26 protein-coding genes and 2 pseudogenes are annotated in these 25,985 nt (G+C 41.0%); 24 read left to right on the top strand and 4 right to left on the bottom strand.

Features of this window, described 5'->3' with window-relative positions; translation table 11 throughout:
* Positions 1-2 precede the first annotated feature (2 nt).
* The 7 genes from nrdF (at position 3) to IEU81_RS05335 (ending at position 6,395) form a co-directional block, all read left to right on the top strand.
* Positions 3-971 carry a class 1b ribonucleoside-diphosphate reductase subunit beta gene (nrdF, locus tag IEU81_RS05365; RefSeq protein ID WP_092596968.1) on the top strand — a complete coding sequence of 323 codons (969 nt, stop codon included), beginning with the start codon at positions 3-5 and terminating at the stop codon, positions 969-971.
* Between the two features lie 179 nt (positions 972-1,150).
* Positions 1,151-1,564, top strand: coding sequence for a FixH family protein (locus IEU81_RS05360; protein WP_186090594.1), 414 nt, complete (start codon positions 1,151-1,153; stop codon positions 1,562-1,564).
* 49 nt (positions 1,565-1,613) lie between these two features.
* Positions 1,614-2,285, top strand: coding sequence for an SDR family NAD(P)-dependent oxidoreductase (locus tag IEU81_RS05355; protein ID WP_092596974.1), 672 nt, complete (start codon positions 1,614-1,616; stop codon positions 2,283-2,285).
* Between the two features lie 145 nt (positions 2,286-2,430).
* Positions 2,431-3,396 (top strand): ABC transporter permease, encoded by a 966-nt coding sequence (locus tag IEU81_RS05350; protein WP_186090592.1) that lies wholly within the window; start codon positions 2,431-2,433, stop codon positions 3,394-3,396.
* Positions 3,389-4,342 (top strand): iron chelate uptake ABC transporter family permease subunit, encoded by a 954-nt coding sequence (locus IEU81_RS05345; protein ID WP_092596979.1) that lies wholly within the window; start codon positions 3,389-3,391, stop codon positions 4,340-4,342. The genes IEU81_RS05350 and IEU81_RS05345 overlap by 8 nt, the downstream gene beginning before the upstream one ends.
* Complete coding sequence (locus IEU81_RS05340; protein ID WP_186090590.1) at positions 4,339-5,154, top strand: iron ABC transporter ATP-binding protein; 816 nt, start codon at positions 4,339-4,341, stop codon at positions 5,152-5,154. Before IEU81_RS05345 ends, IEU81_RS05340 begins: the two co-directional genes overlap by 4 nt.
* Before the next feature lie 107 nt (positions 5,155-5,261).
* Positions 5,262-6,395 carry a siderophore ABC transporter substrate-binding protein gene (locus tag IEU81_RS05335; RefSeq protein WP_186090588.1) on the top strand — a complete coding sequence of 378 codons (1,134 nt, stop codon included), beginning with the start codon at positions 5,262-5,264 and terminating at the stop codon, positions 6,393-6,395.
* A gap of 231 nt (positions 6,396-6,626) precedes the next feature.
* On the opposite strand, the gene murB is transcribed toward IEU81_RS05335, so the two are convergent.
* Positions 6,627-7,550 (bottom strand): UDP-N-acetylmuramate dehydrogenase, encoded by a 924-nt coding sequence (murB, locus tag IEU81_RS05330; protein ID WP_186090587.1) that lies wholly within the window; start codon positions 7,548-7,550, stop codon positions 6,627-6,629.
* Between the two features lie 131 nt (positions 7,551-7,681).
* Between murB and IEU81_RS05325 the strand changes: the two genes are divergently transcribed.
* Complete coding sequence (locus tag IEU81_RS05325) at positions 7,682-8,575, top strand: EMYY motif lipoprotein (protein ID WP_092596988.1); 894 nt, start codon at positions 7,682-7,684, stop codon at positions 8,573-8,575.
* Between the two features lie 4 nt (positions 8,576-8,579).
* Here IEU81_RS05325 and IEU81_RS05320 read toward each other — a convergent pair whose 3' ends face one another.
* The gene (locus IEU81_RS05320) at positions 8,580-8,831 is read right to left on the bottom strand and encodes a hypothetical protein (RefSeq protein WP_231957180.1); all 252 of its coding nucleotides are present in this window, start codon (positions 8,829-8,831) and stop codon (positions 8,580-8,582) included.
* Between the two features lie 106 nt (positions 8,832-8,937).
* Between IEU81_RS05320 and ytxJ the strand changes: the two genes are divergently transcribed.
* Positions 8,938-9,258 (top strand): bacillithiol system redox-active protein YtxJ, encoded by a 321-nt coding sequence (gene ytxJ / locus IEU81_RS05315; protein WP_092596994.1) that lies wholly within the window; start codon positions 8,938-8,940, stop codon positions 9,256-9,258.
* A 28-nt stretch (positions 9,259-9,286) separates the two neighbouring features.
* Here the strand turns inward: ytxJ and IEU81_RS05310 are convergent, their stop codons facing one another.
* On the bottom strand, positions 9,287-10,336 hold the full coding sequence (locus tag IEU81_RS05310) for a GGDEF domain-containing protein (protein ID WP_092596998.1): 1,050 nt from the start codon (positions 10,334-10,336) through the stop codon (positions 9,287-9,289).
* Positions 10,337-10,479: 143 nt separating this feature from the next.
* On the opposite strand from IEU81_RS05310, the gene IEU81_RS05305 reads away from it, so the two are divergent.
* On the top strand, positions 10,480-11,529 hold the full coding sequence (locus IEU81_RS05305) for a glycosyltransferase family 4 protein (protein WP_186090585.1): 1,050 nt from the start codon (positions 10,480-10,482) through the stop codon (positions 11,527-11,529).
* Here the strand turns inward: IEU81_RS05305 and IEU81_RS05300 are convergent, their stop codons facing one another.
* Positions 11,530-12,159: a YigZ family protein gene (locus IEU81_RS05300; RefSeq protein ID WP_186090583.1), complete on the bottom strand. Its 630-nt coding sequence runs from the start codon at positions 12,157-12,159 to the stop codon at positions 11,530-11,532.
* 77 nt (positions 12,160-12,236) lie between these two features.
* On the opposite strand from IEU81_RS05300, the gene fakB reads away from it, so the two are divergent.
* From fakB to uvrB, 14 genes and pseudogenes are all read left to right on the top strand, one after another.
* Positions 12,237-13,109, top strand: coding sequence for a DegV family protein (fakB, locus tag IEU81_RS05295; protein ID WP_186090581.1), 873 nt, complete (start codon positions 12,237-12,239; stop codon positions 13,107-13,109).
* A 59-nt stretch (positions 13,110-13,168) separates the two neighbouring features.
* On the top strand, positions 13,169-14,413 hold the full coding sequence (locus IEU81_RS05290) for a DEAD/DEAH box helicase family protein (protein ID WP_186090579.1): 1,245 nt from the start codon (positions 13,169-13,171) through the stop codon (positions 14,411-14,413).
* Complete coding sequence (locus IEU81_RS05285) at positions 14,410-15,093, top strand: ComF family protein (RefSeq protein WP_092597011.1); 684 nt, start codon at positions 14,410-14,412, stop codon at positions 15,091-15,093. The genes IEU81_RS05290 and IEU81_RS05285 overlap by 4 nt, the downstream gene beginning before the upstream one ends.
* 43 nt (positions 15,094-15,136) lie before the next feature.
* Positions 15,137-15,440: pseudogene (gene hpf / locus IEU81_RS11110) on the top strand (ribosome hibernation-promoting factor, HPF/YfiA family); the annotation flags it as partial.
* 77 nt (positions 15,441-15,517) lie between these two features.
* Positions 15,518-15,697: pseudogene (locus IEU81_RS11105) on the top strand (sigma 54 modulation/S30EA ribosomal C-terminal domain-containing protein); the annotation flags it as partial.
* 139 nt (positions 15,698-15,836) lie between these two features.
* The gene (gene secA / locus IEU81_RS05275) at positions 15,837-18,362 is read left to right on the top strand and encodes a preprotein translocase subunit SecA (RefSeq protein ID WP_186090819.1); all 2,526 of its coding nucleotides are present in this window, start codon (positions 15,837-15,839) and stop codon (positions 18,360-18,362) included.
* Positions 18,363-18,377: 15 nt separating this feature from the next.
* Positions 18,378-19,479, top strand: a protein-coding gene (prfB, locus tag IEU81_RS05270; RefSeq protein WP_176760602.1) for a peptide chain release factor 2 whose coding sequence is annotated in 2 segments (ribosomal slippage) — positions 18,378-18,440 and positions 18,442-19,479 — 1,101 coding nt in all. Because the reading frame shifts where the segments join, the coding sequence is not laid out codon by codon here.
* 20 nt (positions 19,480-19,499) lie between these two features.
* Positions 19,500-19,817 carry a c-type cytochrome gene (locus IEU81_RS05265; RefSeq protein ID WP_186090575.1) on the top strand — a complete coding sequence of 106 codons (318 nt, stop codon included), beginning with the start codon at positions 19,500-19,502 and terminating at the stop codon, positions 19,815-19,817.
* Between the two features lie 318 nt (positions 19,818-20,135).
* Positions 20,136-21,620 carry a CHAP domain-containing protein gene (locus IEU81_RS11100; RefSeq protein ID WP_188352520.1) on the top strand — a complete coding sequence of 495 codons (1,485 nt, stop codon included), beginning with the start codon at positions 20,136-20,138 and terminating at the stop codon, positions 21,618-21,620.
* A gap of 447 nt (positions 21,621-22,067) precedes the next feature.
* The gene (locus IEU81_RS05255) at positions 22,068-22,238 is read left to right on the top strand and encodes a hypothetical protein (protein WP_176760604.1); all 171 of its coding nucleotides are present in this window, start codon (positions 22,068-22,070) and stop codon (positions 22,236-22,238) included.
* Positions 22,239-22,455: 217 nt separating this feature from the next.
* Positions 22,456-23,043, top strand: coding sequence for a TlpA disulfide reductase family protein (locus IEU81_RS05250; RefSeq protein WP_092597030.1), 588 nt, complete (start codon positions 22,456-22,458; stop codon positions 23,041-23,043).
* On the top strand, positions 23,044-23,679 hold the full coding sequence (locus IEU81_RS05245; protein ID WP_092597033.1) for a YfbR-like 5'-deoxynucleotidase: 636 nt from the start codon (positions 23,044-23,046) through the stop codon (positions 23,677-23,679).
* Positions 23,680-23,683: 4 nt separating this feature from the next.
* A complete protein-coding gene (locus IEU81_RS05240; RefSeq protein ID WP_092597036.1) occupies positions 23,684-23,929 on the top strand; it encodes a CsbA family protein in 246 nt (81 codons plus the stop codon).
* 77 nt (positions 23,930-24,006) lie between these two features.
* On the top strand, positions 24,007-25,980 hold the full coding sequence (uvrB, locus tag IEU81_RS05235; protein ID WP_186090572.1) for an excinuclease ABC subunit UvrB: 1,974 nt from the start codon (positions 24,007-24,009) through the stop codon (positions 25,978-25,980).
* The last annotated feature ends 5 nt before the right edge of the window (positions 25,981-25,985 follow it).

Below are 25,985 nucleotides of genomic sequence, written 5' to 3'. Positions count from 1 at the left end.
CAATGATTGCAGTTAACTGGAACAAAGAAGATGACATGACTAATGTCTTCTGGCGCCAAAACATCTCTCAGATGTGGGTCGAGACAGAGTTTAAAGTGTCAAAAGATTTATCGTCATGGGCAGGTCTGTCCGACGATGAGAAAGATACTTTCAAGAAAGTATTGGCTGGCCTGACAGGACTGGACACACACCAGGCAGATGACGGCATGCCGTTAATTATGCTGCATACTCAGGATCTCAGAAAAAAAGCAGTTTACTCATTCATGGGTATGATGGAGCAGGTTCACGCAAAATCATACTCGCACATCTTTACGACACTGCTGCCGACTAAAGAAACGGATGATTTGCTCGATAACTGGGTAATCCAGAATGAACAGCTGAAATATAAAGCAGACAAAATAGTGACGAACTATTACAAACTGCTCGATAAAAACCCGTCAGTCTACGATCAGTATATGGCACGTGTATCGTCTGTATTTTTAGAGTCATTCTTATTCTATTCAGGCTTCTATTATCCGTTGTATTTAGCGGGCAACGGCCGTATGACGACAAGCGGGGAAATTATCCGCAAGATTCTTTTAGACGAATCGATTCACGGTGTCTTTACCGGACTTGATGCACAGGTTCTTAAAGCAGAACTGACTGCTGAAGAGCAGGAACGTGCAGACAAAGAAATGTATACACTGCTAAAAGAACTCTATGATAACGAAGTCATTTATACTAAAGATTTATATGATAAACTCGGTCTGACTGACGACGTGCTGAACTATCTTCAGTACAACGCCAATAAAGCATTAGCTAATCTCGGCTTCGAACCTTATTTCGAAGAAAAAGGCTTCAATCCGATTATCGAAAATGCTTTGGATACAACGACTAAAAACCACGACTTTTTCAGTGTTAAAGGTGACGGCTATGTTCTTGCCTTAAACGTCGAACCGATTACTGATGATGATTTTATTTTTGATGAATAAATAACAGTCACAGACCCGTACGCCAGACTCCCGGAACAGCCGAGGAACTGGCGTATGTTTTTTTATGTGCCGGCGGTTTTTATCAGCCTAGTCATAGAAATGTCACTTCCTGTAATTTAAAGGCAGGAACGGTTAATGTATGATAGATATATGAAATTATTTGAATTGGAGAGAAAATAATGAAATTTAAATCAGGTATTTTATCTTTAGTATTGCTGTCAGGCCTGACGCTTGCTGCATGTTCTAATGGTGAAGAAGACCACAGCGACATGGATCATGACAACCCGTCAAGCGATGAAGTGAGATCACTTGAAGTCGATCTGCAAACACCTGAAAGCATTCAGGCAGGTGAGCCGGCTGAGTTTACAGCACACGTTACTTCAAACGAAGAGGATGTCACTGATGCAGACCAGGTAATGTTTGAAGTGCTGTCTGGAGATGAATCACTTGATATGATCGAAACAGAGCACAAAGAGAACGGTGAATACACACTTGAATATACATTTGACGAACCTGGAGACTATTCTGTCATTGCGCACGTTGATGCTTATCAGCTGCATACAATGCCTGAAGAAGCCGTGACTGTTGAGTAATAGTGTATTATTATAGTAATAACACTATGGTCAGTTCTAGGAGGATATTATGGATTTAACAGGCAAAACTTATATCGTATCAGGCGCAGCGACGTTACTTGGAAGAGAAACTGTGCTGGAATTGGCTGAGAGTAATGCGAATATCATACTTGCAGGCCTTGAATACAGCGAACTTGAAGAGGTATACGATTCACTTTCTGAAACTTCTGGCCAGCATAAAATAGTTATGCTGGAACAGTCAAAAGAAATTGACTGGCTGGACATCGTTGAAGAAATTGAAGAAAACTATGATTCATTGAATGGTATTATTTTAGTGCATTCAATATTTACAGACGATAAAACAGTTTACAATGTCAGCTTCAATGAGTTCAGCGAAGTAATGTATGAACACGTCTGGGGAACGTATCTCGGGATTCGCACCCTGCGTCCTTTACTGAAAGTAGAGAACGATGCTAAAATTATTAATGTAATTGAACCGGCATTTGAAGAAGTATTCGAGCGAAATTTATACTATACGGTGACCGGCGCGATTGAAGCGCTGACGCACTCAACATCTGTTGAATTGCGCCGTGAAGATGTCGACGTGTACGCACTCAGCTACCGTCCGACTTATAAAACGACGGAAGAAGAACGTGCGAATCAAAAAGCCATTCGAAAAATTAAAGCAATTTTAGATCACGATAAAGATATACCTACAGGTGAGACCATTATTATCAGTTAAAATAGACACAGAGCTGCCTGCAGAGGCAGCTTATTTTTATAATAAGAAATTGATATACATAAAGGGTTTGAATTGTAAATTATGCCGGTGTATAATACAGATATGGTTATCACTGATAATCATTTTCAATTAAGGTGGGAAAGCAATGATTCAAAAGTTATTCAGATTAGATGTATTAATTTTCCTACTGATCGTCTTATCAATGATTTCTATGTTAGTCGGAGTCAGTCAAATACATATTACGGACATTTTCAGTTTATCTGAAAACCAAATGTCCATACTTATACACAGCCGCCTGCCGCGGACAGTTTCCATTATTATTGCAGGTGCGTCACTTGCAGTCTGCGGTCTCGTTATGCAGCAGCTGACAAGAAACAAGTTTGTATCTCCAACAACAGCAGGAACAACAGAATGGGCACAGCTTGGTATCTTGCTCGGGTTAATCTTTTTCCCGGCGATCAGCATGATGGGCAGATTATTTTTCGCAGTTGCTTTAGCCTTGCTCGGAACAATGCTGTTCATGAGCATTATTACGCGTATTAAATTTAAAGATGTCATATTTGTACCGCTGATTGGTTTAATGCTCGGCGGTGTCATCGGAAGTGTATCAACGTTTTTAGCTTTGAGAGCGGATATGCTCCAGGCTATTTCGGGCTGGATGCACGGGAGTTTTTCAACTTTAATTTCCGGTAAATATGAAATTTTATATATCAGTATTCCGCTGTTTATCATCGTCTTTCTCTATGCTGCACAATTTACAGTTGCAGGCATGGGTGAAGACTTCTCGAAAAACCTCGGTATGAATTATAAGTTAATCGTCAATATCGGACTGTTTTTAACAGCAGCAATGACAGCTATTGTCGTTGTTTCAGTGGGGATGCTGCCGTTTCTCGGCTTGATCGTGCCGAATATCGTCTCGATATTCCGGGGAGATCATTTAAAAGGCACACTGACAGTGACAGCAGTCACCGGTGCGATTTTTGTTATGATTTGCGATATTCTCGGCCGCGTAATCATCGCGCCTTATGAAATATCTGTCGGTCTGATGATTGCAACAATCGGCAGCGCCTTATTCTTATTCCTCATTTTCAGGAGGGTTAAGAATGCATAAGAACACAAAAATGATTATATTGCTGTCAATTTTGTCAGTCGGATTTATCGCATTTTATATGCTGTACGACTTAAACCCTGACATATATTTTTATCAGCTGCCGTCGCGAATTAAACGTATTTTGGCAATTGTTTTAGTTGCAGTAGCTATTGCGGTATCCACCGTAATCTTTCAGACTATCGTTAAAAACAGAATTCTAACACCGTCCATTATGGGGCTGGATTCGGTCTATACCTTTATCCAGACTGCAATTGTTTTTGTAGCCGGTGTGAGCTCGCCGCTCTTATTAAATACGCAGTATAACTACTTTTTAAGTATGGGTATACTCGTTCTGTTTACTTTATTTGTCTTTAAATTTCTGTTTAAAATTACGAATAATAACATTTTCCTGCTGCTTTTAATCGGGATTATATTAGGTACATTTTTCGGAAATTTATCGACATTCATGCAGATTTTAATCAGTCCGGAAGATTTCTCGATTTTACAGGGCACCTTATTCGGTTCATTTAATGCAATCGATGAATCGCTGCTCGGTATTACTGGAATAATTGTCGTGCTGATGCTGATACTTGTTTTCAAAGACTTTCACGCACTGGATGTTCTGTCGCTCGGCCGCGATCACGCCTTGAATCTCGGTATTAATTACGATCGTAAAGTGTCGTACCTGCTTATTATTATCGCGGTGCTGGTATCTGTGTCGACAGCGCTTGTCGGACCGATTATGTTCCTGGGACTGCTGGTCGTTAACCTGGCCCACGAGCTTTTAAAAACGTTCAGACACTCGTACTTACTGCTCGGTACAGCTTTAATCAGTATTATTACACTGATTATCGGCCAGATGATCGTTCAGTTCGTTTTTGGGAATAACATTGAATTAAGTGTTATCATAAACTTAGTAGGCGGAATTTATTTCATCTACTTAATGCTTAGGAGGAATCGTACATGATTAGTGTCAAGGGAATCACTAAAAAATACGGCAGTAAAACCGTCGTTGATGACGTTTCAATTGATATAGAAAAAGGTAAGATTACTTCACTTATCGGTCCGAACGGTGCTGGTAAAAGTACAGTTATTTCAATGATTACACGTTTACTCGATAAAAATAGCGGAGAAGTTTTATTAGAAGGCGACAACATTTTCACTCAGCCGCATGGTGAACTCGCCAAGAAAATTACGATCTTGAAACAGGCCAACCATCTGGAATTGAAAATTACAGTCAGAGAGTTAATCTCGTTCGGCCGTTTCCCGTATTCAAAAGGCAGATTGACTGACCGCGATGAAGAAATTATCGATGAAGCAATTAATTATATGGGAATGAAAGAGTTTGAAGACCGTTATATCGATGAATTATCCGGCGGTCAGCGTCAGCGCGCGTATATTGCAATGACGATTGCACAAGACACGGAATATATTTTCCTTGATGAACCGCTGAACAACCTGGATATGAAACACTCTGTACAGATCATGCAGATTTTACGCAGACTGTGCCGGGACAAAAATAAAACGATTATTATCGTTATTCATGATATTAACTTTGCATCGTGTTACTCAGATAATATCGTCGCTTTAAAAGACGGCAAAATTGCCATCAGCGGTACTGCGAATGAAGTTATTACAAAAGAAGTACTCGAAGGCATTTATGAAATGGAAATCAATATTGAATCAATATGCGGACACAGAATCTGTTTCTACTTCGATGGGGTAATTGAAGGAGACTCGACAGAACTCGCAGCGAACTATTTAATCGGCAACGCATAAATTGTCTTGTCATTAAAGGAGGTGAAGACGCGGTTTCGAATGTGTTCAGTAAGTAGCGAAGTATTTTTTAGCGGGGGCTGAAAAAACATTTAAGAGGAGAACGTGAAATGGAATTTAAAAAATTATACTTAATGCTCACTATGGCAATTATTTTAGTATTGGCTGCTTGTAGCGGCGGTTCAGAAGAAGAAACAGCAACTGAAGAAGAAGGTGCATCAGAAGAAGCGGCATCGGAAGAATCAGCAGAAGAAGAGACTGCTGAAGACGAAGAAGCTTCAGAATCTGCAGAAACAATTGCTTATGAAAACCAATTCGAAATCGGGTCCGGTGAACGCGGCGAAGAAGGCGAAGCAACACAAATTGATGAAACAGTTGAACTGCCTAAAAACTCGGACAAAGTTGTTATATTTGACCTTGGGGTAGCATCTACATTTAAAGCACTTGGTTTGGAAGAAAATATTATGGGACTGCCAAAAGGTGAAAACAATGCTTCATTAGGTGACACGATTGCAGATACATATGAATCTGAAGACTACGTTAACCTTGGCGGCTTAAAAGAGCCTGATTACGAAGCATTAGCAGCGCTGGACCCTGAAATCATTATGATTCACGGACGCCAGTCAAACTCAGCAGTGATCAGCGAGCTTGAAAAAGCAGCGCCAAACGCTGAAATTATTCACGTTGCAGCAGACAACTCAAACTACTTTGAAGACGTTAAAGAAATGACGATGTTTATCGGTGAAATGTACGATAAACAAGATGAAGCTCAAGAACTTGTCGATGAAATGGATGCGAAACTTGCAGAAGTGAACGAAAAAGTTACAGCTGCAGAATTACCGATGCTATTCGTACAAACTAACGGCGGTAACTTATCATTCCACGGTGTTGGCGGACGTTATGACTTCTTATATAACGACTTCGGTTTCACATCTGCCGGTGAGCAGGAAGAAGCAGAAGAAAATACTGATAACCACGGTAATGAAATCAGTTACGAATTTATCGCAGAAACTAACCCGGCACTTATTCTATTAATGGACCGCGGTGCTGCAGTATCTGAAGGCGAAGCAACATCAACAGACGTATTAGTTAATGAAGTAACTTCAGGCGTTGACGCGATTGAAAACGACAACGTTTATGAATTAAACCCTCAGAACTGGTACTTAAACGCAGGCGGTTACTTAACAGCAATGAGTCAGATTGAAGAACTCGATGCTGCCGTAGAGGGCGCAACAGCAGAATAATAATATTTAATATGATATAAGATTACGGACCGAAAACCCATATGGGTTTTCGGTTTTTTTGTTGGTTAGGGTCGGGGGGCGTGCCTTGCTTACCCGGCCAATGAGGGAAGCTGATTGTCCGACCAGGGCGCTTACTCGGCCAATGAGGGGAGCTGATTGTCCGACCAGACATGATAAAACCCCTAAAAACAAAAACAGCGAACGCCATCGCGTTCGCTGCCTATATATTATTTAACCTTCTAAATGATCGCCGATAATTCGGACTTCCCGGTGCAGGACAACGCCGTATTTTTCCTGGACTGTATCCTGAACGAAGTGAATGAGTGCTTCGTAATCTCCAGCTGTTCCGCCGTCGACATTGACCATAAATCCGGCGTGTTTTTTCGATACTTCAACGCCGCCGATGCGGTGGCCTTGAAGGCCGGCGTCCTGAATCAGCTTGCCTGCGAAATTACCGGGCGGACGCTGAAAGACACTGCCGCATGACGGGTATTCTAATGGCTGTTTGGATTCGCGTTTTTCTGTTAAGTCATCCATCACAGCTTTAATATCTTCGTGATTTTTATCCGCCGAGAGTTCAAACTCAGCAGATACGACAACGAGATGTTCTGTCTGTACACGACTGGTGCGGTAGCCGAGTTCCAGTTCTTCCAGTGTCAGGTTAACGAAGTCGCCGTATTCGTTAATGGCAGTGACGTGTTTTAAACAGTCTTTCACTTCGCCGCCGTAGGCGCCTGCGTTCATATAAACTGCACCGCCGACTGAACCCGGAATGCCGCAAGCGAATTCGAGTCCCGACAAGTGATGCTTCAAAGCTGTCTGAGATGCATCGATAATTGCCGCGCCGCTTTCAGCAACGAGTGTATTGCCGTTGACCGAAATATTATTTAAGTTTAAAAGACTGACCACAATGCCGCGGATGCCGCCGTCTCTAATAATAATATTCGATCCGTTACCGAGATAAGTGACGGAAATATTATGCGTTTTCCCAAAGCGGATCACTTCGGCAGTATCCTCGATTGTACCGGCTTCCACATATATGTCGGCAGGACCGCCTGTTTCAGTATAAGTATATTTATATAATGGTTCATCGGTCTTAACAATCGATGAAGTTAATAAGTTTTCAAGCTCTTGCTCAAGCTGTATATTAGTCAATTCAATTTTCCTCTCAAATCATACTTACTTTACATTATAGTTTAAAAGAGGATAAATTTAAACTCAGATAATTTATGATATAATATACCGTATTAAAAGAATCAAAAATATTCATAAAGCGAGGTTCTTATATGAATGTCAGATCGCTGATAATATATCCGGTGTTTATCCTGGTCCTTATACTTGCGGGCTGCGGGGATGATTTGGAAGCTGATTTACATACTTATGAAGAAAGTACAGCGGCGCTCACCGATTTAAATAATGATTATAATGAAACGATTAATGAAATGGATTTTGATAAACTTCAGGCCATGTATTACGGCGATGAAGAAGAAAATCTGGAATATCTCCAGCAGCTGCAGACTGAAGTGGATGAAACGCTCTTGCCGATTGCGGAAGATTTAGAAGCGGAAATCGATAAGGTGGAAGTGGATAATCCGGAAGTTGAGGAACTGCACAGCATTATGCAGGAGAGCGTCAGTGTTAAAAAAGATTTCGCAGCGCAAATGTCATCATTTTTAAATTCTTATGTTTTATCTATCGATTCGAATTCACAGCTGGTCACGCTGAGCCAGTCTTTTATTACGCATCAGGAAGAACGTGACGATATTATAGAATCGGCGGAAAGTGATGAAGAAATTGAGGAAATGAATCGTTTAATCGAAGTGCTTAATGATAACAGCGAAGCGCTGGACGAGCATTCGACAGTATTTCATAAAGAAAAAAGTGCAGAAGAAAAAGAACAGTATGCCAATGATATTCTGCTGCCTTTAATCGATGAGCAGATCGGTGCACTGAACGCACTGAACTTATCGACGGATAAGGCAACGAGAGCCCGGACGATATCGCTGGAAATGTATTATAATTACCGGACGTATTTTGAAGAGCGTAAAAATGTGATGGCATCGGTTGAAAACCTGCAGGAAATCTCGCTGGAGAATTTACTGCCGCTCGTAGAAACAGCTTCGACGCTCGATGAACAATATCAGGAAACGCTCGAAACTAAAAAAAATGAGGCTCGCTAGAGTCTCATTTTTTTACTTCGCCGGGGTTATTTTTACCGGTCTGTATGTTATGCAATGGATGCTTCGGATCTTTTTCGATTTTGGAAATCATTACATTTCTTAAAATAACAGTAATGAGCCAAAAAGCAAAAACTGCGAGCAGAATCCAGGACATTAAGTTGTTGTTCTCAAAATCTAAAAAGAACAGAACGACGACGATAAAAAGAATCGCGTTCAGTGAATCGAGAAACGTCCAGCGCTTTAATTTTTTAGTCATAATTCATCCTCCAGTACAGTTGCATTATATCATATGTCATAATGCCGATTTGCTAAATTTTTAAATAAGTGATAAATTATATAAAGTTAATGAAAGGTGTGATGAAATGTTAACTAAAATCACCAGTATAGATGCATTTCAAAATCTAGTTAAAAATAAATCTGAATTCTATTTTCTAAAACACAGTAATACATGCCCGATATCTGCTTCGGCATTTGAAGAATTTCAAAAGTTCCACTACGAAAGAGATATGGATGGTTATTATTTAATCGTTCAGGATCATCGGGAACTGTCAAACTACATTTCAGAATCTTACGACATAAAACATGAATCACCGCAGGCATTTTATTTCTCCGGCGGAAAAGTAAAATGGCATGATTCACACGGAAAAATTACATTGACTACACTTGCGAGTGTAGAAGATTAAAAAAAACGAGCGCAGGCTCGTTTTTTTATTATCCGATTGGGGCAAACATGACTCTGTTTTGTCCCATTTTTTTGGCTTCAAACAGTGCGCTTTCAGCTTCTTTGACCAGATCGCGTTTCGTTGCGCCCGTTGTACTTTTATAACCGGCGCCAATTGATACAGTTACATTCACTGTGTCAATTTCATTGATGTGGAATTTTGAATATTCCACACTGTTGCGAATTGCTTCGCCGAGACGGACGGTTTTATCGAAAGACAGATTTGGAATAATCATGGCGAACTCTTCGCCGCTGTTTCTAAATAAATGACCGCCGGTCGGGACGTAATTTTTTAATAGCGAAGCCATCTGGCTGATAATTTTATCGCCGGAGTCATAACTGTGCTTGTCATTATAGTTTTTAAAACTGTCGATGTCGATCAGCAGCAGACTTAAAGTATCATCGTTTTCAAAATGTTCATCGACATATTTGTCGAGCATTTTAACATTGCCGAGCTGAGTCAAGTAGTCGATAAACTCATCGTCGTCGATTCTTTTATTTAATTTGTAGATCGTATTGATATCTTCGTACATCATATGAGCCACAAATATAATGAGAGATGTGACCACGAGTAGTATTATACCCGTCATTAATGATATATTGTAAAAGAACTGGTTCACTATAATCATATAGAGCGACGTAAATATTATATTCACGGCCACCAGTTTGATATGTGTAATTTTGCGTATAAAAGGCACAGCCATTAAATACAGCATGTAGAGTACGATAAACACAATGTAAGTCGCAATGCTGTGATCAAAAATAAAATGATAAAAAAAGTAAACGACAACTGCTGAAATCAGTCCGTAATAAAAGGCATTATAGGCAGCCAATATCAGGAGAGGAATGAAGTACAGCGCAAATTCTCCTTGTGACGTGCTGAACGGGACCAGCAGTGATAAAATTGATAGAGTTGTCATCAGTAACGATTGAAAGAGACCTGTTTCCACAATCTTTTTATCTTCGAAAAACTGAATACGGTAAAAGAGGTAGATACCGCTGATGATCAATGCGATATTAAGTAAAAAATCTATGAACATAGTGCGCCTCCTGACCGGTGAATGATTGTCTTTATTATACAATGATTTTTTCATTTAGGAAAATTAACAACGCATTTAATAAAAAGGGAACAAAATATACCGAATATGGTATATTTAATTGGATTAAAAATACGGGTGAGAAAATGTATACTTTATTTATGTTATGTATATCGTTCGCGATATCATTATTAATAGTGCCGCTGCTTATCTTTTTGGCCAAGCGTTTTGGATTTGTAGATTATCCAAACTACCGCAAGGTGCATAAAGTGCCGATGCCATATCTCGGCGGCGTTGCAATATTGCTGAGTTTTACAGCTGTTACGCTGTTTGCTCAGCCTGTTGAAACTGAATATAAACCGATTATTATCGGCGCGTGGCTAATTTGCCTGATCGGACTGGTTGATGACAAGTATGATTTAAAACCGCTCGTTAAGTTTTTCGGCCAGCTGATCGCTATTGCAGTGCCGATTTCATACGGTATTGTCATCGATACGATTTCACCGTTTGGTTTTGAAATTAACTTCGGTGTCTTTTCAATTCTCGTTACGGTGATTTGGATGGCTGCAATTATTAATGCAATTAATTTAATTGATGGTCTGGATGGTCTGGCAACGGGTGTTGTCATTATTGCACTGGCGAGTATCGCGGTGATTACCATCTTCCAGCAAAATATATTTGTCATGATGCTCTGTATAATTTTACTCGGATCTTGTCTCGGATTTTTACCGTACAACTTCCATCCGGCTAAAACATTTCTCGGTGATAACGGTGCAATGATGCTCGGTTATATTATCGGTGTGCTGTCGATTATCGGCTTTAAAAATATTACATTCATATCGCTGTTTTTCCCGATTATTATACTCGGGGTGCCGTTTATGGATATTTTCTTTGCAGCAGTCCGGCGGTACAGGGAAGGTGTATCCGTCTGGCGGGCAGATAAAAATCACCTGCACCACAGAGTTCAGAAGCTCGGCTTTTCCCACAGAGAAACAGTTGTGCTGATTTATTTCATCGCATTGCTGTTTGCAATCGGCGGAGTGATTATGTATCTTGCAACCGTGCCGGGGGCAGTGATTATCGCTATACTGCTCTTATTTACTATGAATCTGGTCGTCGAAGCGACCAATCTGATCGGCTCCAACCGCCGGCCGGTACTGAACTTTTTCCAAAAAATATTTAACAGAATTCCATAATCAGACAGTTTCAAGCGCGGTAATTATATCTCCCGCTTCATATTCAAAACTGTTGCTGGTAATTTCTTTTAAGGTGTTGACGATATCGTCGGCACCTTTTTCTTTAACATGAATTAAATAAGTCACTTTATCGGTATAATCCGTCGACACTATAGATGCTTCTGTATTGCCGAGGAAATGTTCGAATTTGCTTGTAAAGGTATAATCGAGTGAAACAGTCAACGGGACGACCGGCACTTCGATGACTTTCCCTGCCGCTTCAACTGCGGCTGAAGCACTTTGTGAATACGCGCGGATTAAACCGCCGCCGCCCAGTTTAATTCCGCCGAAATAACGTGTTACAACGACAGTAACATTGTAGAGTTCTTCTTTTTTCAGCACTTCAAGAATTGGCACGCCTGCCATGCCCTGGGGTTCACCGTCGTCATCGGCTTTTTGAATCAGCGCACTTTTACCGATAATATAAGCACTGCAATTATGGTTGGCAGCTTTATGTTCTTTTTTAATTTCATCGATAAAATCCTTCGCTTCTTCTTCTGATACCGTCCGTTTTATATGGGTTATAAAACGGGATTTTTTAATAACAATCTCATTATTTGTATTTTTGCTGTTTATGTATTTTTGTTCCATAAAAACACCTCCATATTAGTTTATCACAGGACTGTAATGTAGTAGAATAGTATCGAGATGAATTGGAGGAGACACATATGAAAGTTGCGGTAGTCGCAGACTCGACGACTTATTTGCCTGAGCATATACTGCAGGCTCATGATATATATACAATCCCGCTGAATGTTATTATCGGCGATGATATTTATAAAGAAAATGAAATTGATTATACATGGTATTACGATAAGATGAAGGAACTGGATGAATTGCCGACGACCAGTCAGCCGTCTATCGGAGATTATATTCTTCTGCTTGAATCGCTCTACAGAGAGGGTTACACAGATGTGCTCAGCCTTCATCTGTCTGCTGAAATCAGCGGAACACATCAGAGTGCTCAAGCAGCTGCAGCCAGTGTAGATGGAATTAATGTCCACGTCGTAGATTCAGGCATTGCAGCAGCTCCGCTCGGCTTTATGGCGATGTATGCTGCACAAAATCTGAAGACAAAATCCATCGAAGAGATTATAGCGGATTTAGATCTTATGAAGAGTAAAGAGAATATGAATGCTTACTTTTTAGTCGATACATTGACGAACTTGCAAAAGGGCGGCCGTTTATCGAATGCTCAGGCAATGATCGGCGGACTGTTAAAAATTAAGCCGATACTTGAATTCCACGATGGAAAAATCGTGGCGATTGAGAAAATCCGCACTCAGAAAAAAGCACTGCAGAAAATCGAAGCACTGCTGCAAAGTGAGTTTGAACAGCACGATCAGAAATCATTAACCGTTTGCATTATTCATGCCAATGCAAAAGAATTTGGCGAGCAGATCAAAAAAGAATTTGAAGAGAAGTTTCAGGACATTACTTTTGTCCTGCAGGAATTCGGTCCGGTTGTCGGCACTCATGTCGGCGAAGGTGCCATTGGTATCGGTTATACGAACTATCCGGTAGATATTACAGGCTTATAATTTTATATATTTTAACCGCAGCTTATTTAAGCTGCGGTTTTTTTATTGGAGGGAATTTTATGATTTTAAATCACCATGCGAATGACATTATGTTTGAGACTGGTGTGAAAGACAGCTGCTGCAGACGCTGCGGCAACACAGACAAACAGCTGTTCTATACTTATTATTCTAAATACGATGCGCTTAACGTGACATACTGTCTGCACTGCATTGCCCTCGGGCGTTCGGATTCTGTGAATCCGCTCTATGGATATCAGACCCGTCGGCAAAAAGATAACATCTCATATCAGCTCGATTTTGAATTAAATGATGTCCAAAAACAGGCAAGTGACCGTCTGCTGCAAGCTGTAAAGAACCATCATAATCTGCTGCTCTATGCTGTCACTGGTGCGGGCAAAACTGAAATTACATTTGAAGGCATTAAATACGCCCGTGAAAACGGCTTAAATGTTGCATTTGTATCACCGAGAATTGATGTGGTGAAAGAAGTCTATTTAAGATTGAGCGATGCGTTTAAAAATACGCGGATAGATTTAATGTACAGCGGTGTTAAATCAGTATTTTCATATACTTTTACCGTCTGCACTGTTCATCAGCTTTTTAATTTCATCAATCACTACGATCTAATTATTATCGATGAGGTCGATGCGTTTCCTTTACCGGAAGAGCCGCTCCTTATGGAAACGATTAAACGTGCTGCGGCACATAACGGGTCCATTATTTTAATGACAGCTACGCCGACTGCGGATATGAAAGCTCTGGCTGGCAAAAATAATATCGTGACGATTGCAAGACGATATCACGGTCATGATCTCGCAATTCCATCAGTTATTTGGCACAACGCTGAAAAATATATAAAAAAAGATAAAATTCCGCCTAAATTAAATGTTCTGCTGGATCAAATTGTTGCAGCAGACCGAAAAGTGCTGGTCTTTTTCCCTGATATACAATTGATGGAGCAGTTAGCGGCAGTGCTTAAAAAGCAATATAAGCGTATCGATTCCGTATACAGCAAAGATCCAGCACGCTATGAAAAAGTGCAGCAAATGCGGGATGGAGAACTCGATATACTGCTGACGACGACCATTTTAGAACGCGGCGTCACATTTTTATATTTAGACGTCATCGTTGTGAATGCTCATGATTTCGACAGCGCTAGCCTGATTCAAATATGCGGGCGGGTTGGGCGAAAACCTAAAGATCCAACGGGCAGCATATGGCTGATGACTGATTTTAATACCGGCAGTATTCGCCAGACGATAAAAACCATTAAACAATTTAACAAAGGGATGACTGCGATATGAGATGTCTGTACTGTCATTCGGTCATTGCTGCTGAGCCGACACTTGTTTCACTATTTAAAAGAGATGAGCCTTTATGTTTAACCTGCCGGGAAAAACTGACTTTTAAATTTCCGGGCGAAAGATGCGGCCGCTGCCATCAGCTCGTTAATAAGAAAACTGAAGTATGCAGTGACTGCGAACTGCTGATAGGAGTTTATCCGCATATAAATAAAATATATACGGTGACCGACTATAATGAAGAAACGAAGATGCTGATGCACCGTTATAAGTTTGTAAAAGATTATGCGCTGGCTGAGGTGCTGGCACTCTTGTGCAGCTTTTCGTTTAAACCGTATCATGCTGTCGTGCCGATTCCCGTGTCGACAGTGCGCTTAAAAGAAAGAACTTATAATCAGACATCGGCAGTGCTCGATGTGCTGGGGATCAAATATGCCGAACTGCTTGGGACGAAGAAGTCGAAACGGCAGTCGGATTTAACGAGACATGAACGTCTGAACAGTGAAAATCCGTTTTATTTAAAAGAAAATGTTAGAGCGGATGATTTTTCGGGTATGAATATAGTCATCATCGATGATATTTATACAACAGGAACAACAGTCCATCAGGCAGCTGAGATTATCAGCACTTTAAATTTTCAGAATATTGATGTGTTAACGTTTTCAAAAACGCAGCACATTTGATATAATAAAGATAAGAACAAGGTATTATTAAGGAGGGCTCATCATGATTAGAGTTGAAATCAGAGGCGAAAACATTGAGGTAACAGATGCAATCCGCGAACATATCGAGGACAAGGTTGCAAAACTGGAACGTTACTTCAACGATGTTCCAAACACGCATGCACACGTAAATATCAAGGTACGTAATAACAAACGCGGTAAAGTTGAAATTACGATACCTATGAAAGATTTAACATTGCGTGCGGAAGAGGGACACGATGATCTTTATGCAGCAGTTGATTTAGTAATCGATAAGCTGGAAAGACAAATTCGCAAGCACAAAACTAAAATCAACCGCAAATTCAGAGAGAAAAACCCTGAAGCCGATTTCTTTAATGCATCAGCGTTTGAAAACGGTGAAAAAGAAGACAGTGGAAATGGCGATGACATTGCAATTTTCCGTTCTAAAGAATTCACATTAAAACCGATGGATTCAGAAGAAGCAGTACTGCAAATGAATATGCTCGGCCATGACTTCTTCGTCTTTAATGATAGAGAAACGGATGGTACAAGTATTGTTTACCGCCGCAAAGACGGTAAATACGGTTTAATTGAAACAAATTAATATGTGATTCACGAGCTCCTGACAGCGGTTTAGTCGCTTTCAGGGGCTTTTTAATGTTACATATTTTATTTTCCTTTATAATGGTGGTAAAATGTAATGATGTATAAACAGGTAATTTTTCATGAGGGAGAGAAAATCCATGGGTGTTTTGGATAAGATGTTCGACGGCAACAAAAGAGAACTGAAGGCGCTCCGTAAACAGGCGCAGAAAGTACTCGAGCTGTCGGCAGATATAGAAAAATTAAGCGATGATGAAATTAAAAATAAAACAGCAGAATTCAAAGAGAAATTAAGTGCAGCAGCAGACGATAGAAAACAGGAAGATAAATTGCTCGACGAGATATTGCCGGAAGCATTTGCAGTCGTTAGAGAAGCATCAAAGCGTACGCTCGGCATGGAGCCGTTCGAAGTACAAGTCATGGGCGGTATTGCACTGCATAAAGGCGATATTGCTGAAATGAAAACCGGTGAAGGTAAAACTCTGACAGCGACGATGCCCGTTTATTTAAACGCATTGACGCAAAAAGGTGTTCACGTAATTACGGTCAATGAGTATTTATCAGAAATACAAATGGCTGAACTGGAAGTGCTTTATAATTTCCTCGGCCTGACTGTCGGTTTAAACTTAAACGCTAAAAACAGCACGGAAAAACGTGCGGCGTTTGCAGCGGATATTACGTATACGACAAATAACGAACTCGGTTTCGATTATTTAAGAGATAACATGGTGACCTACAAACAGGACCGCGTGCTCCGCGGTTTAAACTTTGCCGTGATCGATGAAGTAGACTCCATTTTAATCGATGAAGCACGGACGCCTTTAATTATTTCAGGCAAGGCAAAAGACAGAGAAACGTATTATGTACAGGCGCATCAGTTTTCTAAAATGCTGAAAGAAGATGAAGACTACACATACGATATTAAAACAAGAAATATTCAGCTGAATGAATCCGGTATGGAGAAAGCTGAGAAATGGTTTAAGATCGATAACTTATACGATGTTAAACACGTCAGCCTGCTTCACCATATTAACCAGGCGCTGAAAGCGAACTTCTCAATGGAAAGAGATGTGGACTACGTCGTTGAAGATGAAGGAATTTTAATCGTCGACCAGTTTACCGGACGTACGATGAAAGGCCGCCGTTTTTCTGACGGCCTGCACCAGGCGATCGAAGCTAAAGAAGGCGTAGACATTCAAAATGAATCCCGCACGATGGCGTCGATTACTTTCCAGAACTTCTTCCGTCTCTTTAATAAACTGTCAGGTATGACAGGGACAGCGAAAACTGAAGAAGAAGAATTCATGAATATTTACAACATGCGGGTTACGCAAATTCCGACGAACAGACCGGTAGCGAGAATTGATAATACGGATAAAATTTACGCCGCAGAAGAAATTAAGCTGCGTGCAGTGGTCGAAGATGTAATCGAGCGCCACCGCAAAGGCCAGCCGATTTTAATCGGTACAGTGGCAGTTGAAACGAGTGAGCTGATTTCAAATCTGCTGAGAAAACACGGCATTCGACACAACGTATTGAACGCTAAAAATCACGGCCGTGAAGCGGAAATTATTAAAGAAGCCGGTAAAAAAGGCGCGGTAACCATCGCGACAAACATGGCCGGGCGCGGGACGGATATTAAACTCGGTGACGGCGTTAAGGAACTCGGCGGTTTAGCTGTGATTGGCACGGAGCGTCATGAATCACGACGTATCGACGATCAGCTCCGCGGGCGCTCCGGACGTCAGGGTGACGTCGGTGAAAGTACTTTCTACCTGTCACTGGAAGATGATTTGATGCGCCGTTTCGGTTCTGAAAGAATTCAGGCGATGATGGAACGCATGGGAATGAGCGAAGAAGAATTGACGAGTAAAATGATTTCACGCGGTGTGGAATCATCACAAAAACGTGTAGAAGGAAACAACTTCGACGCGCGTAAAAAACTGCTCGAATACGATGAAGTGCTGCGTAAACAGCGTGAAATTATTTACGGTGAACGCGATGAGATTATCGATCAGGATGATGTGTCGGATCTTTTAAATGATATGATCGAACGCTCAGTGCAGCGTACTGTAGACTTTTACGATCTCGATAATGAAGATGATATCGATTATGATCAGTACGTTAAAACACTGGTTGATATGTATCTGCCTGAAGAGGACATCAGCGCTGATGACATTAAAGGCAGAGATTCAAGCGAAATCTATGACACAGTTATCGGTAAAATTAAAGACCAGCTCGAGCAAAAAGAAGAGAAACTCGGCGAAGAGAAAATGCGTTTATTCGAACGTATGATGATGCTCCGTACGATGGACCAGAAATGGATCGAGCATATCGACAGCATGGATCAGCTGAGAACAGGTATTCATTTACGTTCTTACGGACAAATTAATCCCCTTCGCGAATACCAGAACGAAGGGATACAAATGTTTGAAAACATGCTTGTCAGCATCGAAGATGATACTGCGAAATTTGTAATAAAAACAAATGTCCGTACAGATGAAGAAATGAAACGTGAACAAGTCGTCGATAAAAAACAAATGCAGACAGGCGACGGCAAAGTGAAAGCTAAAAAACAGCCGGTTAAACGTCAGGTCAAAGTCGGCCGCAACGATCCGTGTCCTTGCGGCTCAGGCAAAAAATATAAAAATTGCCACGGACAATAAGTTAGGGGACAGAATATGGAATTAAGCGAAGTAAAAAACTTTATACAGCACTCGAGAGAAAAACTAAATGACTTCAGGGGGTCTCTTTGACTTAGAAGATAAAGAGACTCAAATTCAGGAAAATGAAGAATTGATGCTGGATCCGGACTTTTGGAATGACAGCGACAAAGCAAATGAAATAATCGCGGCAAATAACCACCTGAAGAAAATTGTAGATGGATTTAATACCCTGGAAGCAGCTGTAGATGATATTGAAACATCTCATGAACTGCTGCGTGAAGAATACGATGAAGAGCTGGCAGAAATATTGGAAGAATCGGTGAAAGAAACTTCGGACAATATAGAAGCGTACGAATTAAATCTGCTCTTAAACGGTGAGCACGATCAGCTGGATGCTATGCTGGAACTGCACCCCGGCGCCGGCGGAACAGAATCTCAGGATTGGGCGGAGATGCTCTTAAGAATGTATCAGCGCTATAGTGAATCCGAAGGATTTAAAGTTGATACACTTGATTACCAAAGCGGTGACGAAGCTGGTGTGAAAAGCGTGTCTTTATCGATAAAAGGACCGAATGCCTACGGTTTATTAAAAGCCGAAAAAGGTGTTCACAGACTGGTTAGAATTTCGCCGTTTGACTCGTCAGGCCGTCGTCACACATCTTTTGTGTCCTGTGAAGTGACACCGCAGTTTAAAAATACGGACATAAAAATTGAAATCAATGCGGATGATATTAAAATTGATACTTACCGCTCGAGCGGGGCAGGCGGACAGCACGTTAATACGACGGACTCAGCTGTACGAATTACGCACCAGCCGACAGGCGTCGTGGTAACGTGTCAAAATGAACGGTCACAAATCAAAAACCGCGAACAGGCAATGCAAATGTTAAAAGCAAAACTTTATCAGCGTAAACTTGAAGAACAGCGTGCAGAAATTGACAATATAAAAGGTGAACAAAAAGAAATTGGCTGGGGCAGTCAAATACGCAGCTATGTATTCCACCCGTATTCTATGGTAAAAGACCACAGAACAAATTACGAAGTCGGCAATACTGACAAAGTCATGGACGGTGACTTATCACCATTTATTCACGCCTATCTGCGCTGGAGTATGTAAAATGTGGAGGTCATGGATCAATGAAAAAAATACTGCTTAGTGCAAGTTTTGGCTTAGTACTTTTACTCGGCGCATGCGGTTCAGGTGAAGAAACAGGCAGCGAAGGCGCCTCAACTGCTGATGGTGAAGCGGTATACCGCGCCGCCTCATGTTTCAGTTGTCACGGTGCTGATTTAGAAGGTGCATCAGGACCCGATTTAACAGAAGTCGGTGCGAGATTATCAGAAGATGAAATCCGCACGACAATCGAGGACGGTACAGATGTAATGCCGGGCGGACTGGTAGAAGATCCGGCAGAACTTGATGCACTGGTTGAATGGCTGGCAGGAAAAGAATAAATTAATAATTATGATCACGGTAAGTTATTTTAACTGCCGTGATTTTTTTATGAGTCAATATGGGTAAAATAAATAACTATATGGTGTTTGGGGGTTTATCGTGTAAGAAGTGTGAAGAAGATAATGGGATTGTAAACTTTAGATGTATAGATTTCTATTAAATTTCTTTTATATTACAAGTATATTACAAAGCGTTTTTCTCCATTTTAGTATGATATAGTTTTATTCGTACCGTAATAGATATATCGAGCGGAGATATTCAGACAAAATACATATAAAACATATAAACAAATTATTCAGTAGGAGGCAATTCACTTTATGAAAAAGACAGTAGTATCTGTAGCAACGTTAACAGCAATCACAGGTGTAGCAGCAACAGCGGTTTCAGCAGATGAGTATACAATATCAAGCGGAGATACTTTATGGGGGATAGCTAATGAAGTTGGTACATCAGTTGCAGATTTAAAAACTGATAACAAACTTTCAAGTGATGTCATTTTCCCTGGGGATGTATTAACAGTTAACCCGGAAGAAGCTGAAAAGGACGCTGAAGTTGAAGCGGCACCTGCTCCTGCAAATGATGAAAAATCTACATACATAGTAAAACCTGGAGATACACTTTCTGAAATCGGAGAGGCTTTATCTTTAGATTACAATGAAATCATGAAATTAAATAACTTATCTTCAGACCTGATCTTTGCAGGTCAAGAACTGACTTTAGACGGATCAACGATTGTAGCAGTTGAAGAATCTGCAGAAACACCTGTTGTTGAAGAAGTAGAAGAAGCTGAAGAAGTCGAAGTTGTAGAAGAAGTTGCAGAAACTGAATCGGCTGAAGAGCCTGCAGTTGAAGAAGTACAAGCAGCAGAAACTGCACCGGCAGAAGAAGTCGAAGTTGCAGCACCAGCTGTAGAAGAAGCAGAAACTGAAGTTGTTGAAGAAGTACAAGAACCATCAGCTGAAGAAATTGCAGCTCAAGAAGAAGCTGAAGCACAAGCGGCGGCTGAAGCTCAAGCAGTAGAAGCAGCTGAAGCTCAAGCACAAGCAGCAGCGGAACAAAAAGCACAAGAAGAAGCTGAAGCTCAAGCACAAGCAGCAGCGGAACAAAAAGCACAAGAAGAGGCTGAAGCTCAAGCACAAGCAGCAGCTGAACAAAAAGCACAAGAAGAAGCTGAAGCTCAAGCACAAGCAGCAGCTGAACAAAAAGCACAAGAAGAAGCTGAAGCTCAAGCAGCAGCTGAACAAAAAGCACAAGAAGAAGCTGAAGCTCAAGCACAAGCAGCAGCGGAACAAAAAGCACAAGAAGAAGCTGAAGCTCAAGCAGCAGCTGAACAGAGAGCAGCAGAGCAAAGAGCTGCTGAACAAAGAGCGCAAGAAGAAGCTGAAGCTCAAGCAGCAGCTGAGGAAGCTGAACAGGCACAACCTGCAGCAGCAACGCCGGTTTCTAGTGCAAGCAACGGAACTAACTACTATACATGGGGCAGCTGTGCTTGGTACGTATTCGAAAAACGCTCTTCAATGGGCATGAGTGTTGGAAATGGCTGGGGAGATGCTAAAAGCTGGGCTTCAAATGCGCAGGCAGCAGGCTACTCAGTGAACAATACACCATCTGTAGGATCAATTATGCAAGCACCAGCTTACACTAATGGTTCATATGGACAAGGTCACGTTGCAATTGTAGAACGTGTTAATGGTGACGGATCAATCTTAGTTTCAGAAATGCAATTCGGTGGCGGACTTGGAGATAAGAGCACTAGAACAATCAGTGCTTCAAACGTATCAAGCCATAACTTTATCCACTAAAATACATTATTCATAAATCAGCGGGAATCCAGTCTATGCTATATAGATTTGGTTCCCGCTATTTGTATATACAAGATTAAATTTTATAAAATAGGATATTAATATATAAAATACAGTGTCATTCAAAGTGATTTGACTGACAGTGTGAGGGCAAATCAGCAAAAACTTACGATAAAAGGCCTCACAACATTCGACAGTGTCATTCAAAGTGATTTGACTGACAGTGTGAGGGCAAATCAGCAAAAACTTACGATAAAAGGCCTCACAACATCCGACAGTGTCATTCAAAGTGATTTGACTGACAGTGTGACGCCAAATCCAAAAAAAACACACGATAAAAGGACTCATAACATCCGACACTGTCATTCAAAGTGATTTGACTGACAGTGTGAGGACAATCCAACAAAAACACACAACTATATCATCTAATATTAGGAGGTTCTCTGCATGAAAATCATTTCCCAGGATCATAACACAGCTGTTTCAATCACTTCTTTGATTATTCTTGGTTTTTTGAACTTAATTACATTTAAGAAGATAAAAAAGCTCGATAAGAAAGTGAAGGAAATGCATGAGCAATGGAAAAAAGACAGACAGAGTGATAATCACAAAATCTGACCGGTATTTATCAGGAAAATGTTCAGCTGACCGAACAGTTTAGTGAATCTAACATTCCGGTATTCGAGCATCCCGACAACCACAGCAAAGTAACCAGCGGCTGTCCCAATTCTCAGCCGCTCACGTATTCTTCACATTTTCTTAACTTGCATCAGCGGTACTTTTATAACCGGTATGTTAAAATGATTAAAATGATATTAGAGGGATAGTGTTTTGAATGACGGGAAAAAAGCTTATTGGGACGGTAATTTTTATCGCGTTCTTTCTGCTCGTCGGTGTGAGTATCGGTGCGGTGATTAATGTGTCGGATGATCAGATGAGAGAGCAGAGTCTTGAAACGCTGCAGAGTTCTGAAGGGCGTGATAATCATCATGCCGTGGGGCTGAATTTACTTGATACGGGTTCGAATGCGGTGATTAACAGTGAGCAGCCGCTGAATGATATTATAAAAGATAATGAAGTGACAGTCGTGAATTTTTTCGCTTCCTGGTGTGAGCCGTGTAAGCGGGAAACACCGGAATTGAATGAGTATGCTCAGGATACTGCGGGTGAGGGTGTTCAAGTCGTCGGGGTAAATATTGATGACAGTGTTCAAAATCGCGATGAGTTTCTAGAAACATATGACGTGCAGTATCCAGTGTATGAACTGACTGATGAGGCAGAAATGACTGAAACGTTTAAAATCAGCTTGATGCCGACGACTTTCTTCGTAGATTCATCTGGTGAAGTCGTTCGTGCGTATATCGGGGAAATCAGTCCGGAATTGATTACGAATTATATCAATTATGTAAAGGAGCGTCAGTAAATGGGAGTACACCAATATTTTAAAAGTTTAAATGATCTTGAAAAACTTGTGAGATGTCCAGGCAAGTTTAAGTATCAGGAACATAATGTTGCGGCACATTCGTTTAAGGTGACTAAGATTGCTCAATATCTTGGAACTGTTGAGGAGCATAAGGGAAATGAAGTGGACTGGCGTTCGCTCTATGAAAAGGCGCTCAACCACGATTATCCTGAAATCTTCACAGGGGATATTAAAACGCCGGTAAAATATGCGTCTCTTGAACTAAATACGCTCTTTTTAGAAGTGGAAGAGACGATGACGACGAAATTTATTGAGGCAGAGTTCCCGCCGGAATATCAGCAGATTTACAAGGAACGTTTAAAAGAAGGCAAGGACAGTACACTTGAAGGTCAAATTCTTTCAGTTGCTGATAAAATTGACCTGCTGTACGAATCTTTTGGCGAAATTCAAAAGCGTAATCCCGAACCGTTGTTTTTCGAAATATACGAAGAGTCGCTCGCAACGATTAAAAGATTTGATCACCTGCTTTCTGTGCAGGACTTTTTAGAAAATATTTTAACTGAAATGCTGAAAGAGCGTTTTATCCCGAAAGATGAACTTTTTGAAATAACGAATTCTATATTGAACAGAGAGTAAGCCTATGGATTTATATTGGTACATGATGGCAATGGTCGTTCCCGCAACGACTGTTATAGTGTTTACAAGGCTGACGCGCAATAAATACGTCGGGGTGATGCTGACCTTCGTCGTTTTTGGCGCTTCAATTTACAGGGGTTTTTATCCTACTGAATGGGTCATTTACATAGATTCGGCGTCGATTTTTGTCGGTTATATAATAGTAGAAATTTTTGAGCTTGATAATTTTAATAGTGAAGATGAAGAGTAGAAATGACCGAACAAATGTTTGTTATTTCTGCTCTTTATTTGTTAAAATAGTATAGATTAATAATTGGAGGCGAAACAATGGCAGATTTTGATTTAGTTTCTAAATTCGAGCCGGCTGGAGACCAGCCTCAAGCGATTGAAGAACTTGTAGAACAAATCAGTTCCGGACAGCGGCACCAGACTTTGCTGGGTGCAACGGGGACTGGTAAAACATATACGATGAGCCAGGTGATACAGAGAATCGGCAAGCCGACTCTAATTATCGCGCATAACAAAACTTTAGCAGGGCAATTATACAGTGAATTTAAAGAGTTTTTCCCAAATAACAGAGTGGAGTATTTCGTCAGTTACTACGATTATTTCCAGCCGGAGGCATATGTGCCGAGCACCGATACTTTTATCGAAAAAGATGCATCGATCAACGATGAAATTGATCAGCTGCGTCACTCGGCAACAAGTGCCTTATTTGAAGGTGATGATGTTATTGTTATCGCATCTGTCAGCTGTATTTACGGTTTGGGTAATCCGGATGAATATCGAGATATGGTCGTCAGTATCCGTACAGGTATGGAACTCGACAGAAATCAGTTTTTACGTAAACTCGTCGATGTTCAATATTCGAGAAACGATATTGATTTTAAACGCGGGACGTTCAGAGTACGCGGGGATATTGTAGAAGTATTTCCAGCATCCCGGGACGAACAGTGTATTCGGGTAGAGTTTTTCGGCGATGAAATCGACCGCATTCGAGAAATTGATTATTTAACTGGTGAAGTGCTGGTTGAACGGGAACACATGGCAATTTTCCCGGCATCCCACTTCGTTACGCGCGAAGAAAAAATGAAAGTTGCGATTGAACGTATAGAAAAAGAACTGGAAGAACAGCTGAAGAAATTCCGTGCAGAAGATAAATTGCTGGAAGCTCAGCGTCTTGAACAAAGAACGAACTACGATTTGGAAATGATGCGTGAAATGGGCTTCTGTTCAGGAATTGAGAACTATTCGGTGCATACTACGCTGCGCGATCCGGGCTCAACACCATATACGCTGATCGACTACTTTAAAGATTTTCTGATTATGATCGATGAATCTCATGTTACCGTACCGCAAATCAGGGGAATGTATAACGGTGACAAGGCGCGTAAACAAGTGCTTGTCGATCACGGTTTCAGGCTGCCGAGTGCGCTCGATAACAGACCGCTGATGTTTTCTGAATTTGAAGAAAAAGCAGAGCAGCTGCTCTATGTTTCAGCCACGCCGGGACCCTATGAAATTGAACATACAGAAAAAATGGTCGAACAGATTATACGGCCGACCGGCTTGCTCGATCCGACGATCGATGTCAGACCGTCCGAACATCAAATTGATGATTTAATGGAAGAAATTCATGCGAGAATTGAGAAAAATGAACGCGTCCTAATTACAACGCTGACTAAAAAAATGTCTGAAGACTTAACAACGTACTTAAAAGAAGCTGGTATCAAAGTTCAGTACCTTCATTCCGAAGTTAAAACCCTGGAAAGAATTGAAATTTTAAGAGAGCTTCGCATAGGGACTTACGATGTGCTTGTTGGTATTAACTTACTCCGTGAAGGGCTGGACATACCAGAAGTATCACTGGTTACCATTTTAGATGCGGATAAGGAAGGCTTCCTCCGCTCAAACCGCGCACTCGTACAGACGATTGGCCGTGCTGCGAGAAACAGCAACGGCCACGTGATCATGTACGCCGATAAAATTACGGATTCCATGCAGTATGCACTGGATGAAACGGCGCGCCGCCGTGAAACGCAAATTGCGTTTAATGAAAAACACAATATAATACCGACGACGATTAATAAAGAAATACGCGACGTTATCAGTGCGCATATCGATGTAAAAGAAGATACGAAAACAGAGAAGAAATCAGTTACGAAGAAACTTTCGAAATCAGAAAGAGAAAAATTGCTTGAGAAACTTGAAAAAGAAATGAAAGAAGCTGCGAAAGACCTCGATTTTGAAACAGCTTCCGAATTAAGAGATGCAATATTTGAGATTCAGGCAGAAGGGTGAGTAAC

This window comes from Jeotgalicoccus aerolatus, assembly GCF_014635205.1.
Classification (GTDB): Bacteria; Bacillota; Bacilli; order Staphylococcales; family Salinicoccaceae; genus Jeotgalicoccus; species Jeotgalicoccus aerolatus.
Note: the sequence above shows the minus strand (reverse complement) of the source record. Positions and strands in the feature narration are given on the sequence as shown.